Source organism: Acetivibrio sp. (assembly GCF_035371925.1).
Taxonomy (GTDB): Bacteria; Bacillota; Clostridia; order Acetivibrionales; family Acetivibrionaceae; genus Hungateiclostridium.
Genome location: NZ_DAORXT010000070.1, coordinates 1 through 15,189, shown reverse-complemented (window position 1 = coordinate 15,189; position 15,189 = coordinate 1). Strand labels below are relative to the sequence as shown.

The 15,189-nt window shown below is 40.3% G+C and carries 16 protein-coding genes; 7 read left to right on the top strand and 9 right to left on the bottom strand.

What is annotated here, in order from left to right; genetic code table 11:
* The 4 genes from PLH43_RS09950 to PLH43_RS09935 all read left to right on the top strand — a co-directional run.
* Positions 1-618: ThiF family adenylyltransferase (locus tag PLH43_RS09950; protein ID WP_324362631.1), on the top strand; the 618-nt coding region annotated here is incomplete at its 5' end.
* Positions 619-640: 22 nt separating this feature from the next.
* A complete protein-coding gene (locus PLH43_RS09945) occupies positions 641-1,060 on the top strand; it encodes a M67 family metallopeptidase (protein ID WP_324362629.1) in 420 nt (139 codons plus the stop codon).
* Positions 1,060-1,932, top strand: a complete 873-nt coding sequence (locus PLH43_RS09940; RefSeq protein ID WP_324362627.1) for a 4Fe-4S binding protein — start codon at positions 1,060-1,062, stop codon at positions 1,930-1,932. The genes PLH43_RS09945 and PLH43_RS09940 overlap by 1 nt, the downstream gene beginning before the upstream one ends.
* Positions 1,933-1,982: 50 nt before the next feature.
* Positions 1,983-2,231, top strand: a complete 249-nt coding sequence (locus PLH43_RS09935) for a sulfurtransferase TusA family protein (RefSeq protein ID WP_324362625.1) — start codon at positions 1,983-1,985, stop codon at positions 2,229-2,231.
* A gap of 552 nt (positions 2,232-2,783) precedes the next feature.
* Here PLH43_RS09935 and PLH43_RS09930 read toward each other — a convergent pair.
* Positions 2,784-3,905: a hypothetical protein gene (locus tag PLH43_RS09930; protein WP_324362623.1), complete on the bottom strand. Its 1,122-nt coding sequence runs from the start codon at positions 3,903-3,905 to the stop codon at positions 2,784-2,786.
* 4 nt (positions 3,906-3,909) lie between these two features.
* Complete coding sequence (locus PLH43_RS09925) at positions 3,910-4,827, bottom strand: acyl-CoA dehydratase activase-related protein (protein ID WP_324362621.1); 918 nt, start codon at positions 4,825-4,827, stop codon at positions 3,910-3,912.
* A gap of 371 nt (positions 4,828-5,198) precedes the next feature.
* Here PLH43_RS09925 and PLH43_RS09920 point away from each other — a divergent pair, with 371 nt between their 5' ends.
* The 3 genes from PLH43_RS09920 (at position 5,199) to abc-f (ending at position 8,620) form a co-directional block, all read left to right on the top strand.
* Complete coding sequence (locus tag PLH43_RS09920) at positions 5,199-5,735, top strand: dockerin type I repeat-containing protein (RefSeq protein ID WP_324362619.1); 537 nt, start codon at positions 5,199-5,201, stop codon at positions 5,733-5,735.
* Positions 5,736-6,110: 375 nt separating this feature from the next.
* Complete coding sequence (locus PLH43_RS09915) at positions 6,111-6,647, top strand: dockerin type I repeat-containing protein (RefSeq protein ID WP_324362617.1); 537 nt, start codon at positions 6,111-6,113, stop codon at positions 6,645-6,647.
* A 350-nt stretch (positions 6,648-6,997) separates the two neighbouring features.
* Complete coding sequence (abc-f, locus tag PLH43_RS09910) at positions 6,998-8,620, top strand: ribosomal protection-like ABC-F family protein (RefSeq protein WP_324362615.1); 1,623 nt, start codon at positions 6,998-7,000, stop codon at positions 8,618-8,620.
* A 57-nt stretch (positions 8,621-8,677) separates the two neighbouring features.
* On the opposite strand, the gene PLH43_RS09905 is transcribed toward abc-f, so the two are convergent.
* The 7 genes from PLH43_RS09905 to PLH43_RS09875 form a co-directional block, all read right to left on the bottom strand.
* Positions 8,678-9,346, bottom strand: a complete 669-nt coding sequence (locus tag PLH43_RS09905) for a V-type ATP synthase subunit D (RefSeq protein WP_324362613.1) — start codon at positions 9,344-9,346, stop codon at positions 8,678-8,680.
* Between the two features lie 118 nt (positions 9,347-9,464).
* Positions 9,465-10,847: a V-type ATP synthase subunit B gene (locus tag PLH43_RS09900; RefSeq protein ID WP_324362611.1), complete on the bottom strand. Its 1,383-nt coding sequence runs from the start codon at positions 10,845-10,847 to the stop codon at positions 9,465-9,467.
* 1 nt (position 10,848) lies between these two features.
* Positions 10,849-12,618: an ATP synthase subunit A gene (locus PLH43_RS09895; protein ID WP_324362609.1), complete on the bottom strand. Its 1,770-nt coding sequence runs from the start codon at positions 12,616-12,618 to the stop codon at positions 10,849-10,851.
* A gap of 50 nt (positions 12,619-12,668) precedes the next feature.
* Positions 12,669-12,989, bottom strand: coding sequence for a V-type ATP synthase subunit F (locus tag PLH43_RS09890; protein WP_324362607.1), 321 nt, complete (start codon positions 12,987-12,989; stop codon positions 12,669-12,671).
* Entirely contained in the window at positions 12,982-14,001 is a 1,020-nt protein-coding gene (locus PLH43_RS09885) for a V-type ATP synthase subunit C (RefSeq protein ID WP_324362605.1), read from the bottom strand. The genes PLH43_RS09890 and PLH43_RS09885 overlap by 8 nt, the downstream gene beginning before the upstream one ends.
* A 36-nt stretch (positions 14,002-14,037) precedes the next feature.
* A complete protein-coding gene (locus tag PLH43_RS09880) occupies positions 14,038-14,634 on the bottom strand; it encodes a V-type ATP synthase subunit E family protein (RefSeq protein WP_324362603.1) in 597 nt (198 codons plus the stop codon).
* 27 nt (positions 14,635-14,661) lie between these two features.
* On the bottom strand, positions 14,662-15,129 hold the full coding sequence (locus PLH43_RS09875) for a V-type ATP synthase subunit K (RefSeq protein ID WP_324362602.1): 468 nt from the start codon (positions 15,127-15,129) through the stop codon (positions 14,662-14,664).
* Positions 15,130-15,189 lie beyond the last annotated feature (60 nt).

Sequence of the window (15,189 nt, the reverse complement as noted above, 5' to 3'; positions counted from 1 at the left end):
GAGCTTTCAAATCTTCAAAGACAGATTATTCACCTGACCAAGGATGTGGGAAAACCCAAGGTGATATCGGGAAAGGAAACCATCAATGAAATGAATCCCGATGTGGATGTTGTTACTTATAAAGAGTGGGTAAGTTCGGCCAATATAAGGGATATTATTAAGGACAGGGATTATGATTTTATTATAGACGGCACCGACAATTTCCCTGCAAAGTTTTTAATAAATGATGCCAGTGTACTTATGGGAAAACCCTTTTCCCATGCGGGGATTATAAGGTTCCAAGGGCAGACCATGACTTATGTTCCGGGTAAGGGGCCATGTTATAGATGTATATTTGAAAATCCTCCGCCACCGGATAAAGTCCCCACATGCAAACAGGCTGGAGTATTGGGAGTAATGGGCGGAATTATTGGAACTATTCAAGCAACTGAAGCTATTAAATACATACTTGGCATTGGCGAATTGCTTACGGGATACCTTCTAACCTATGATGCACTTACGATGGAGTTTAGAAAGATTAAGTTGCCAAAGAATAAAAGGTGTCAGGTTTGCGGTGAAAATCCTACTATAAAAGAGCTTATAGATTATGAGCAGGCAGTGTGTGATTTGAAATCTTGATGGATGTTGGAGGTGGCTGGTCATGATTGTTATGACAAAAAAGCAGTACCGGGAGATACTTGACCATTCCCGCAGTGTTTTGCCTAATGAAGCTTGCGGGCTATTGGGAGGCAGAATAGAGAACGGGGTGAAATATGTTGAGAAAGTATATCCGCTAAGAAACATAGATGAAAGTCCGGAGCATTTTTCAATGAATCCAAGGGAACAGTTTGCAGCAATTAAGGATATGAGAAATAATGGTTGGGAGCTTCTGGGAAACTTTCACAGTCATCCGGCAACGCCATCCCGTCCGTCGGAAGAGGATATAAGGCTTGCCTTTGACCCAAAGGCAAGTTACTTGATATTATCGCTAAAAGACGATACACCGGTACTAAAGAGCTTTAATATTTCATCAGGACATGTGACAGAGGAAGAGTTGTCTATTGTGGGGGAGGAAACATAGTGGCAAATGTGGATTATAAAGAGCTGAAAAAAGGCGGATTTATGAAGCAGGTTGACAAGGACCGCTTTTCACTGCGCTTAAGAATTGTTGGAGGTCAAATAAAAGCGGAGCAACTTGCAAAGGTGAATGAAATAGCGGAAAAGTACGGTGCAGGATATGTCCATTTGACTTCAAGGCAGAGTATTGAAATTCCGTTTATAAAGCTTCAAGATATTGATGCTGTTAAGAAGGAACTTGCGCAAGCAGGTTTACAGCCCGGTGCGTGCGGACCAAGGGTAAGGACCATTACTGCATGCCAAGGGTCTGCCATTTGTCCCAGCGGGCTCATTAATACAACGGAGCTTGCCGAGGAATTTGATGAAAGGTATTATGCCCGGGAATTGCCCCATAAGTTTAAGCTGGGGATTACCGGCTGCAGAAATAATTGCTTGAAGGCAGAGGAAAATGACCTTGGGGTTAAAGGCGGAATGAAGCCTGCTTGGGCTGAGGATAAATGTATTTACTGTGGATTGTGTCAGGCAGTTTGTCCTGCTAAAGTTATTGAGGTGAAAAAGCAGGAAAAAGAGTTAGCTTTCAATGAAAAGGACTGTATCTATTGCGGTAAATGTGTTAAGGTTTGTCCTACAAGTGCATGGGAAGGGAAAAGTGGATTCATATTGTACTTTGGGGGATTGTTTGGCAATAGAATATCAATCGGAAGGCAGCTTTTGCCTATCCTTTTCTCAAAGGAAGATTTACATAAGGTTATTGAAGCCACTTTGGCGTTTTTTGAGGAGCATGGAAAACCCGGTGAAAGATTTGGAAATACACTGGACAGGGTAGGCTGGGACTTGTTGAAAAACAGGCTTGTAGAGCTATTGGAAGCGGTGTGATTATTGAGTATTTTATGTGGATAAAGGACCGCTGGAATGGAGGAAAAAATATGAGCAACTTTAAAGCGGATGGTTTTGTTGATATTACTGATGTTGTTTGCCCCATGACTTTTGTGAAGGCAAAGGTCGCTATAGAAGAGCTTGAGGAAGGGCAAATTCTTGAAATTAAGATGAATGAGGGAGAACCTATTTTGAATGTGCCAAGAAGTTTCAAGGAAGAGGGTCATAAAGTTCTTGATGTTGTGAATAATGAGGATGGTACATTTACAGTTTTTGTGGAAAAGGGCAAGGAAGGTTGAAATTTCAGATGGAGTGCAAATAATTTCGCCGGGTATTATACATAAACAAGGCTTTACATGAAATGGCCATTTAGGATGATATACAACCGTCTTTTTTGCAAATAAAAAATCTCTTCCTTGGATACTGTTTTTGCAATTTTTGCCACGGAAGAGATTTTTGATTTTTAATATATAAAATTCTAAACAACAATATAAAACGGAGATTGCTCTCAGTTTTATTAAGACGGTTTTAGTATGCTCCGCAAACATCTATACTTGCTTTTATTATAATATTAAGCAAACAATTTTTCAAGGATGTGTTTAAGCACTTATTTAATTTTGATACATTTTTATTGTATGTTAATTTATTATTCTTTATAATAGCGGTTGATTTTAGTGCTTTATAATAAAACACAGTGAAGAGGGAAACAAGAATGAAAAATAGGCAAAAAAAAGGCCCGTACATTTCAAAATAGAAGGGAAAATGTAACGGGTTTTATAGGGGAGTATTAATTTGTACACGAATAATATCGAGTAAAAAGCGGAACTACTTTAGTGTTTTTATAAAAAATTTTAAATTTTTTGCGAAAAAAATGTCGGAATTAGAGAAAACGATGGTTTCCTTCTCATCCCAATCATATCCACAAATGCCTCAAGCCTTGTCATATAACCTGCTTCGCCGGTCATTTCATCAATTATCAGTGTAATAATTGGAATACCGTATTTCTTTTGCACTTCGCTAAAGGTGCTTTGAGCAATTATCTCAGGCATACAGGTGAAAGGGTATATATGGATAACGCCGTCAAATCCCTTTTTGGCACTTCTTATGGAGGCACCTATGGAGCTGAGACCATGACCTCCGATATCATCGGTATTCATAAACTCTTTTCCCGCTTCATGGTTCTTGTTTTTTATTCTAAAAGGTAAAAGCTTCTTTATAAAATGCTCCTTAATCCAAAAGCTCATGCCCATGGTGTTGTGTACTTCCACGCCCATGTTGCCAAGCTTTCTTTCTATTTCAAAATTTATACTGGGATGGGCGGCAACGTATATTTCACCCACAAGGCAAATCCTAATCGGATTGTACTTTCTGTCTAGGGCTATCTTTCTAAGCTTTCTTGCAGTGGAACGAATTATCCTGTTTATACTTTTATAACCCTTGGCCTTCTGAATATTATTGTGAAATTGGGACATTATTCTGTCCGTTTCGCCCTTGTTTATCTCGCGGCACCTTGTGAACCTTGCCAGCCTGTTTATCCTGTCCACCGTAAAAACTGTCTTAGTCGCATAAAATATTGCCTTCAAAAGCTCAAATACGCTCTTTCCTTCTGTGAGAGGCCTTATTTTTTCCAGCACTTCTTTCACAGAGATATTGCTAAGGTCAAGATAAATAAAATTCACATTATACCCGATACTTTTTAATATTTCAGCCTGGAGTTTTCCAAAGTAGCCGAATCTGCACTGGCCGCAGCCGCCGCCAAAAAGTATCAAATCTGCCCCGTTTTCAATGCCGTAAATAAAATCGCCCATTATTGTCTTAAAAGGAAGACAGGCAAATTCAGGCGAGTGCAGTATACCCTGTTCTAATAGACTTCGGTCTAAAATCGGTGGCATAACATAGTCAATTCCTGCAGTTTCCAGCAGTACCTTTACAGGTATATATGAGTCACCCATATGGGGAAATGTAATTTTCATATAATCACCCTATCATATCCAAAAATGCTTCAATCCTTGTATCAAAACCAGCTTCTCCCGTATGCTCGTCAATGGTTAGCTTAAGAAGGGGAATATTGTACTTCTCTTTAAGCCGCCTTTCGATAAACTCCAAAACAAAAGCGTCAACTCCGCAGGCAAAGGGAGTAAGATATATTATTCCTCTGACAGCCGGAGATGAAGCAAAAGTAAAGGCGCTTCCGAGAAGTTCAAAGCCGACATCCCAGAAGATTTTCCCTTCGAAGGGGTAGGCTTTTTTCCTTTTGGTTTCACGGTCAATGTCCCCGGGGGTAAAAACGGTTATGTTTCGTGCTTTAAGCTTGTCAATCAGTTTCATATTAAGATAACTGTCGTAAATCATGTACGGATGCCCCAATAATGAAATTACAGTCTTACCAATGCTGCTATTTATTTGATCCTCAAATATTTCTGTATTTCTTCGGCTGTTGTCGTATGTTTCCAGTGCCGCTTTAAAAGCCTCAACCACATCGGGATAACGGACTTTTAAGGCTTTACTGATTTCCCGAAGACTTTTGAAGGTTTCTTCGGGTTTTGCATCCACATTTATTTTAATTTCCAGTACCTTTATCTGCCTTTTCAAATTCAGCAGCGTCATATCGGGAAGTCCGCAAAACTTGGGGCAGGTATACTCATTTTTATCAACACTTGTATATCTGGGTATGAATATATAATCCACCCGGTCTTTCAGACTGTAAACATGTCCGTGAAAAACCTTTACGGGAAGACAGGTTTCATTGCTGCAGTATTTTACACCCCAGTCCAGTATTTCTTTATTGGTGTCATCGGACACTTCAACATTACAACCCAAATTGCAAAAGAAGTTTTCCCAGAGCACATGGTGTTCAAAGTAAAATAATCCTTTGGGTATTCCAACGGTTGCCATCTAATTGATAAACTCCTTTAAAAATAAACCTTTTTTGTATTTTCAATACCTTTAAGCATTTATATATTATTTACAAAAACAAGGAAATATATAACTTAGGTGCATAATTTGTTTAAATTAACATAATTAAATATTATATTATAAAAAATGGCAACACATTGTTTACTGAAAGTTAAAAAGTATGTCAAAATATAGAATATGGTACAATTAACATGACGTGCTAAAATTTTGAATATATAATAATCTTGGGAAGGAAAAGATGTTTTCTATTCGAAGTATAAACAAGGGAACTTTCAAGATAAATTTTGATTGATAGTCGGCCGGCTTCAATAAAAAAACAAAAAGCAAAGGAAAAAGGGAGGAGAATGTGTATGAATAAGAAAATTGTACTGTTAACGGTAGCTTTGAGTATTGCCATGATGGTATTAGGCGGCTCAATGATAGTATACGCATCACATCAATGCAATCAAACGGTAATTATCGGTGATGTAAACTTGGACGGCTTAATTGACGCTTTAGACGTTACAATTTTGGGTCGTTATGTCAATCACGGACAACCGTTTACGAGCTTATTGCAGTTTGTTGCTGCAGATGTAGACTATGATGGTTCTATCACAGTGCAGGATTATAACATGCTCAGAGACTACATTCTAAGAAATATTTCTTCTTTTCCTGCAGGCCAGTTTTATACGGTTTATTATGGAGACCTTAATGGTGACCAGTTAGTAACATTAGATGATAAAGAAATAGTTATCGACCACATTCTTAATAGAACTCCTTTAACTTTTAGACAGTTGGCTGCGGCAGATGTAGATGGCGATCAATTTATAAATGCCCTTGATGTATCATATATAAACTCACATGCGAAAGACAAAATAGAGCATTTTCTGGTATGCCCTCAAAACTAAAGGCTAAAGTATAAAATAACCAGCAGCATCATAAAAAATCCCTTCCGGATTGAAACCCTCGTCCGGAGGGGATTTTTACTGCATATGGATTCAGTTTTGATACTTAAAATTTCAATAAAAATAGAATCTATTCATGTCGCTTTATTGAAAAAATGTCAACAAATTGTTTCATTGAAAGCAAAAAACATGTCAAAAAACGTAAAATGGAATAACTAACATGACATGTTAATTTTTTGAATATATAATGATATTAGAAAGACAAGCTGTTCTGTGTTCGGAGTATAAGCAATAAATCTTCCAAGGGAAGTTCCAATATAATGATTGATAGTCGGCCGGCTTCAATAAAAAACAAAAGACAAAGGAAAAGAAAGGGGAATGTGTATGAAAAAGAAAGTTGCACTGTTAACGGTAGTTTTAGGTATCGCCATGATAGTATTAGGCGGTTCTATGACAGCATATGCAGGACATCAATGCAGCAAAACAGTAATTATTGGTGATGTAAACTTGGACGGAACAATCGACTCTGTAGACCTTGCATTATTGTATAATGAAGTATACTATGCCATACCGTTCGCAAATCCATTACAATATATAGCTGGAGATGTGAACTATGATTCTAGCTCTACAATGCTTGATTATTATCTGCTCAGAGACTACCTTCTTGGAAAAATATCCTCTTTCCCCGCAGGCCAAACTTACACAGTTTATTATGGAGATCTTAACGGAGATCAGTTGGTAACAGCAAGTGACAAAAGCCTGCTTAGCAATTACCTTATTGGTAATGGTACTTTAACCTTTAGACAATATGTTGCTGCAGATGTAAATGGCGACGGTTCGGTAAATTCCGTTGATCTGGCGCTTATAACTCAACATATAAATGGGCAAATCCAGCATTTCCCGGTATGCCCCTAAAACTAAAAGCTAAAGTATAAAATAACCAGCAGCATGGCAAAAATCCCTTCCGGATTGAAATCCCCGTCCGGAGGGGATTTTTAGTTTAACAGAGATATTGATTTAATTTATAAAATTGGGTAAAATATAATTAAATATTGAAGAAAGGGCAAGGTATTTTAACGATGATCATTGGCTAATTTGGCAAAAAACACTTTATTTTTTTTAAAGATGGAGCATACTGCTCTTGTTTTGTGCCGGATTAGCTATAAATATTTTTGCTATGCAGTTAATGCCTTGCTGCTTTTGCAGGTATTATGCTATTTATATCTTTCCGGCACACTGAAAAAAGTGGAAGGAGAGATTTTTTTATGCTTATATTGGAAGCTCATAATATAAAGAAGTACTATAGTGACAGGCTTATAATTGAGATTGATGATTTAAAGATTTATTCCGGGGACAAAATCGGGATAATAGGTCAAAACGGTTCCGGTAAGACTACGCTTTTAAATATTCTGGCAAAGGAAATAGAACCGGACGAGGGATTTGTAAGACAGTTTTGCGATATAGCATATATCCGCCAGTTTTCCGACGAAAGCATTTGTGCGGATAAAAAGCTTTTAAAGGAATTTGACTTGTCTCAAAAGGTGCATCAAAAGGTCTTTAGCGGGGGAGAAAAAACCAGAATAAAAATTGCCAATGCCTTTAATGGCGAAAAAATTTTGGTGTTTGCGGATGAACCTACGGCAAATCTTGATTATAAAGGCATTGAGCTTTTAAAGCAAAAACTTCAAAGCGTGGAATCCTTTTTGCTCATAAGCCATGACAGGGATTTACTTGACAGCCTTTGCAATAAAATAATTGAGGTAAGGGACGGGAAACTAAAGTTTTATAACGGCAATTACTCCTTCTATAAGAAGCAAAGGGAGATGGAGTATAATCGTGAGATTTTTGAGTACGAAAAATATATCGAAGAAAAGACAAGTATTGAGGAGGCAATAATAGACAGAAAAAATTTGGCGAAATCCATGAGGAAAACTCCAAAAAGAATGGGGAATTCCGAGGCGAGGCTTCACAAAAGGGAAACCACACAAAAGCAAGAGAAAATCAATAACAAAGTAAACAGCCTAAAAACCCGCCTTGAAAAGCTTGAGGTAAAGGAAAAACCAAAGGAGATACCGAAAATCAAGCTGGATTTTTCCCTGACCAATCCGCCGGAAAACAAGGTTGTTATCTCTGCCGACAGGCTATCTTTCAGCTATGGAGATAGGAAAATATTCGACAAAGCCGGATTTAAGGTGCTAAACGGTTCAAAAACTGCCCTGTGGGGCGAAAACGGGGCAGGAAAAAGCACATTGCTGAACCTGATTTGCCAAAAAGCCGACAGGAGCATATATGTAGTGCCCAAAGTAAAAATTGGATATTTTCATCAAGACTTTGAAAATCTCGACTATGATAAGTCCGTACTGGAAAATGTGATGAAAGACAGTGTCCAGAATCAGACTGTGGCAAGAACAATACTGGCACGCCTGCTAATAAAAAATGATGATGTAGACAAAAAGGTGGGGTGCCTAAGCGGAGGGGAGAGGGTAAAGGTATCTTTTGCAAAGCTCTTTGTCTCCGATGCCAATGTTCTTATTTTGGATGAACCCACCAACTATCTTGATATGAGCTCTATGGAAGCCTTGGAGAGTGTTCTTTGCGAATATGAGGGAACAGTTCTTTTTGTCTCCCATGACAGTGCCTTTGTAAATGCTGTTGCCGACCGCTTGCTTGTTATTGAAAACCATACTATAACGGAGTTTGAAGGAAATTTTGAGGAGTATGGCCAAAGGAGAAATGAAACTCCTAAAAAGGCAAAAGATGAGACTGAAAAGATTTTAATCAGAATGAAAATGGCTGAAATTGCAGCAAAGCTGTCAGCTCCCGGAGCAGACAAAGAGGCTCTGGAAGAGGAATATATGCGTCTTGCGGCTATGCTGGGGAATAAATAATCAAACCGCCTGCCAGTTTTAAGATAATTTCATTGGCAGGCGGTTTTTACTTTACTCTTAAGCACCGTTAAGTTTTGCTTCATAATTATGGGCTTGCTCCAACATCATGTCCTTGACCTTCATGAGTCTTGTGATGTTTCCTCTTTCATTTTCGTCCAGCTTCATGGATATATACTTTATTGTTTCCGTCAACTGAGGTATCATAACATATTCAAGGGCGTTAACCCTTCTTCTTGTTTTTTCGATTTCCTGGGCAAGAAGCTGGGATGATTTCTCCATCTGCGCAAGCTCAAGCATGTACGGAAGCACCTGGGAAAGGGTTGAGATGGCACCGTCGAGTTCTCCGGAAGTCGAGGCAAATCCGTAAGGATATATATCGCTTTCGTCGGAGCTTGAAGTGGTGAAATTCAGCACAGGAACTTCCACACTCATAATATTCTGCGTTGACACATCAAGGCTTATGTTTTGCTTTGGAAGCATGAGTGCAGCATCAAGGCCTTCTGATGACATAACGGCCCTGGCTATGAGAAAGTCCTGGTGAACTTTCATCAGCATTTCTTCAACCTTTTCGCGGAGCTCCTTGTTTTTTCTTACCAGGTCAAGAAACTGCTTCATGAGCTCATCAAGCTTATCCTTTAGCAGTTTGTGGCCTCTGCGGGCAACCTGCAGCCGTTTCTTGAGTCGGGTAAGCTCCATTCTGGTCGGGTTTACACGCATAATTGCCATAGTAATTCTCTCCTTAAATATATTAAGAAGCCAGCTATAAACCTTCTTCTTGAGTTTGAAAATAAAAGCTCGGGACTAAACAATAACCTAAATAAAGCATCTTTACAAGCAAAGGCTGTTAATTCTCCGATGCTTTAGGCAAATACTTGTCAAGGTATTCATCCCGGATACGCTTAAGCTCTGCTCTAGGCAGTATTGAAAGCAGCTTCCAGCCGATTTCAAGAGTTTTTTCAATGGTTCTGTCCTCATTAAAGCCTTGGGATACATATTCTTTTTCGAAGGCATCCGCAAATTTCGCATACAGCTTATCCGTATCGGAAAGGGCGGCATCTCCGAGGATTACAGCCAATTCCTTTGCTTCCTTACCCCTTGCGTAAGCTGCAAAAAGCTGGTTCATTGTATCCGCATGGTCTTCACGGGTTTTGCCTTTTCCGATTCCCTTGTCTTTAAGACGGGAAAGGGATGGTAGTACGTCTATTGGAGGGGTTATGCCCTTACGGTGAAGCTCTCTGCTTAGAATAATCTGACCCTCGGTTATATATCCGGTGAGGTCGGGGATAGGATGGGTCTTGTCATCCTCAGGCATTGTAAGTATCGGAATCAGGGTGATACTTCCCTCACTGTCAATCTTTCTTCCGGCTCTTTCGTATATTGTAGCAAGGTCTGTATAAAGGTAGCCCGGATAACCTCTTCTGCCGGGAACTTCCTTTCTTGCGGCAGATACTTCACGCAGCGCCTCTGCGTAGTTGGTTATGTCGGTGATTATAACGAGTACGTGCATGTCTTTCTCAAAAGCAAGGTATTCCGCAGCTGTAAGAGCCATACGGGGAGTTGAAATACGTTCGATGGCAGGGTCATTTGCCAGGTTGATAAAAAGAACAGTACGGTCTATGGCACCGGTTCTCTTAAAGTCACTGATAAAGAAGTCAGCTTCCTCAAAGGTAATACCAACAGCTGCAAACACAACGGCAAATTTACTGTCCGTACCCAAAACCTTTGCCTGCCTTGCAATCTGCGCTGCAAGCTGGGCATGGGGAAGACCCGAACCGGAGAATATGGGGAGCTTCTGACCGCGAACCAAGGTATTCAGTCCGTCAATGGCTGAAACTCCGGTCTGAATAAACTCCGAAGGATAGTTTCTTGCTGCCGGATTCATAGGAAGACCGTTGATGTCAAGCCTTTTGTCGGGGATAATGTTGGGACCGCCGTCCAAGGGCTTGCCCATACCGCTAAATACTCTTCCCAGCATATCCATTGATACGGGAAGCTCAATACTTCTTCCTAAAAATCTTACTTTACTTGTAGCAACGTTTATACCTGTTGAGCTTTCAAAAAGCTGAACCAGTGCGTTATCACCGTTAACTTCCAATACTTTACATCTTCTGATTTCACCGTTTGCCAGTTCTATTTCACCGAGTTCGCCGTATTTTACACCTTCAACCTTCTGCACAAGCATCAGAGGACCGGCTACTTCGTTTATTGTTCTATACTCCTTCAGCATCTTATTGCACCTCCTTTGAGATGAGGGCTTCTATTTGATCATTAAGTTCTTTTTCAATTTCATTGAAATGACTGTTTACCTGATTTTCAGGTGTGTATTTAGCTCTTCCGATTTTTTCCCTGACAGGAAGCTCAAACAGCTCTTTAATGCTTACCCCTGCATCTAACGCTTTTTTACCGCTGTAATAGAATCCCAGTATGAGTTTTAGCATTCTGTACTGCTTGTTCAATGAGGTGTAGGTATCTACCTCATGGAAGGCATTTTGGTGAAGATAGTCTTCACGTATCGATTTGGCGGCTTCGAGAGTAAGCCTGTCGGCTGGTGACAGGGCGTCAACACCGACCAAGCGAACAATTTCCTCAAGTTCCGCTTCTTCTTGCAGAATACGCATAGTGTCAGACCTCATAGAATCCCAGTCTCTTGAGATATTCTCGTTAATCCACTGGCCTATTATATCAAGATACAGCGAGTAGCTTTGCAGCCAGTTGATTGCAGGGAAGTGACGCCTGTAGGCAAGGCTTGAATCAAGTCCCCAGAACACTTTGATAATTCGAAGTGTTGCCTGTGTAACAGGTTCGGAAAGGTCTCCACCCGGAGGAGATACGGCACCGATGGCGGTAAGGGCTCCTTCTCTTCCTTCAGAGCCAAGGCATACAACTCTTCCTGCCCTTTCATAGAACTGGGCAAGTCTTGAACCAAGATATGCCGGATAACCTTCTTCACCGGGCATTTCTTCGAGTCGGCCGGACATTTCTCTTAATGCTTCCGCCCAACGGGAAGTGGAGTCTGCCATTAACGCCACACTATAGCCCATATCCCTGAAATATTCTGCAATAGTCATACCTGTATAAATGGATGCTTCTCTGGCAGCAACAGGCATGTCTGATGTGTTTGCTATAAGAACGGTTCTCTTCATAAGGGACTCGCCGGTCCTTGGGTCTTTAAGCTCCGGGAATTCCTTTAAAACGTCGGTCATTTCGTTTCCGCGCTCTCCGCAGCCTATATAGATAACTATTTCGGCATCGGCCCATTTTGCAAGCTGATGCTGAACTACCGTTTTACCGCTTCCGAAAGGACCCGGTACGGCTGCAACTCCGCCTTTGGCCAAAGGGAAGAGAGTGTCTATAACCCTTTGACCTGTAACAAGGGGAGAGTTAGGGGGGAGCTTCTCTTTATACGGGCGGCCGATACGTACTGGCCATTTCTGCATCATGCAAATATCAATCAACTCGTTGTTTGCAGTTTTAACCTTTGCAACGGTTTCTTCCACGGTGAAGCTTCCGCTCTTTATTTCCTCAATTGTTCCCTCAACTCCATAGGGCACCATTATCCTGTGCTCTACGATGGAAGTTTCCTGAACTTTTCCTATAATGTCGCCGGAAGCCACTTTATCTCCTTTTTTTACAGTAGGTTTAAATTCCCACTTTTTCTTTCTGTCAAGGGGAGTAACATCAATACCTCTTGTTATATTGCTGCCTACCATTTCCCTCATTTTCTCAAGAGGTCTTTGAATACCGTCAAAAATATTCTCGATAAGTCCGGGTCCCAGCTCAACGCTCAGAGGCGCACCGGTAGAAACCACCGGTTCACCGGGACCCAAGCCGGCTGTTTCTTCGTATACCTGAATGGAAGCACGGTCACCGTGCATTTCAATTATTTCGCCAATCAAACGATGTTCGCTTACACGCACAACGTCAAACATATTTGCATCTCTCATGCCCTCGGCAATTACCAAAGGCCCGGAGACTTTAACTATTGTTCCCTGGCTCACGTTTTATCCCTTCTTTCAAAAAAAGTTTTAACCTCAAAGTCAAACAAGAATTATTCATCTTTAAAAAGTATGTCAGCACCCACAGCGCGTTCCACGCTTTTCTTGACATTCATCATGCCAATACCCAAAGGACCCTGATTGCTTGGAATGGGTATAATGGCAGGTAATCTTTGGTCCTTGTATTTTTCTATTGTAGAGACGATGTCCTTTGCAAACTGCTCCGTAATGTATATAACTGCATATTGCATGGAGGCAATTTTGTCAATCGTCTCTTGGGCCTCTATAGCGCTTGTAACGGGGAATACCGACATGCCAAGGGCTTTAAACCCTAAGATACTGTCTTTGTCTCCAACAACACCTATTTTATACATAAGACTCTCTCAGCCTTTCCCTAATGACATCATTAGAAATATTGTTTATTTTACCTACCATAATGATTCTTGCATTTTTAATCTCGGTTTCCTTTGCCATAAGGTATCCTATCAAAGGCTCAATGCCAAAGGTAATGAGTTTTGATTTTTTGACATAAGAGGTTATAAAGTTGTCCGACAGCTTTTCAAACTTTGTAAGACTTCCCGTACTCCTAAAGCTTTCAATTCCATCCTCCAGCAAGGGACCGTACTTGGTGAACCTGAGTGCTTCGACAAGGTTTTCTATGGGTGTGTCAAAGTTTTGAATAAAAACTTTAGTGTCGATGTATCCGCCCGGAATAAGAACCTTTTGGAGAAAATCCCATGATTTTTTTAAGTTTTTAACCCTAAGAAAAATATTAATATTTCTAAGGTCAATCAACGTAACAATCAGCTCATTTACAAACTTATTGTCCAAAGAGGCTGAAATACTCTTCATATGAGCATAGTTAGCCTTGTCCAAAATCAGGTCTATAACCTGGGGGTCATTGGTCCTGCTATAGGTGTCTATGGCTTCCTCCACTGCTTTTTTCATAATGGGAGGCATTTTCGACATATTTCTGTCCTTTATCATAAGCTTCAGCTCGTTAGCAGGAACGGAGCCCGGTTCAATCAAGAGGGAAGTCTCGTCCTGATTGGAGAACTCTGCCTTTAGGATTACCTTTATATTATGGTAGTCATTTGCAAGCAAAAACATATTTATAATATCCTTTTCAGGAGCAAGCTCATTTAAAAGGCTGTACACTTTGTTGTGCTCTTCCTTTAAAATGCTTTCATATTCAAATACGCTTTTTACATCACTGTCTCCACTGCCGTATCCGGCTTCAAGCAAGACTCTTAATGATTCATCCGCGGACTTTGCTTCCACCATCCTGTCAAGCTTTATTTTATCTAAAAGCCGTTTTTCAATGGCACGTATCCTAGAGACTGCATATACATATTTTGTTTCATCGATTTTCTTAGGCTTTGGCAATTTTCACCCCTCCTTCTTGGCAAATTTTAAGAAGCTTTAGAACAGCGCTTTTATAACTTGGGCCTCTACTTCTTCTCTTTTCATTCTTATTATTGCTTCGAAGGAGTTGTTTATTTCAACATCACCGGACTTTAATATAAAGCCTCCGCTTATGTTTTTGGTCTCCTCAGAAAGCCTCATTTTCCCGTCAATACCTTTTTGGGAAAGTTTCTTGTTGATATTTTCTATAAAACCGGAGGATACCCTTTGCTTATCCTTAGGAGAGAGTATAATCTCTTCAGTCCCGCTTTCTACGGAATTTACTATCATCTGGGAGATTATTTCCTCATATTCCTTGTCAGGCAAGCTTTTTAATTTCTCAATGGTTTTATCAAATGCTTCATCAACAACTTCTTGCCTTGCTTGAAGCTTTTTCTTCCTTGCCTCAAGCTCAGCCATTGCTTTAAGCCTCTTTTTCACATCCACGGCTTCGATTTTTGCTTTGTCGAGGATTTGTGCCTTTTTGGCATCTGCCTCTTTTTGAGCAGCTGCGATTATTTTTGCAGCTTCTTCTTCGGCACGTTTGATATTTGCCTCTGCCTGGGCACGTGCTTCCTCGATTATTCTTTCTTTTATCTTTTCTACTCCTGCCATTGGGAACACTCCCTTTTATATAATATCTTATGCTACTTTACCAATCATTAATATTGACACTATGAATCCCAAGATAGCAAACATCTCAACCATAAGTGCCATTATGATAGCTCTACCGAGACCGTCTGCTCTTTTTGCAATCATGTTTATTCCTGCAGCAGCAACCCTGCCCTGGGCTATTCCTGAAATCCAGCCTACAAAACCAACAGGAATACAGCCGGCAAAGAGTATAAAACCTTCTGCAATTGACAAAGAATCACCCATTACTACTTTCTGAATGGTAAGGAATGCGATAACGAAAGCGTAGATTGCCTGGGTACTGGGAAGAGCCTGAAGTACCATTACAGGACCGAATTTGCCCGGGTCTTCGGTAAGAACACCTGCGCCGGCTTCACCGGCCAAGCCTACACCTTTTGAAGAACCAAAACCTGCAAAGATAAATGCTATTGCTGCTCCGAAAATTGCAAAGAAATTTCCAGTAAGAATTTCTAACATAGTGAATTACCTCCCTAATATTTCTTCATTTTTCTCTCGTTTTCTCACTCAATCATAGAA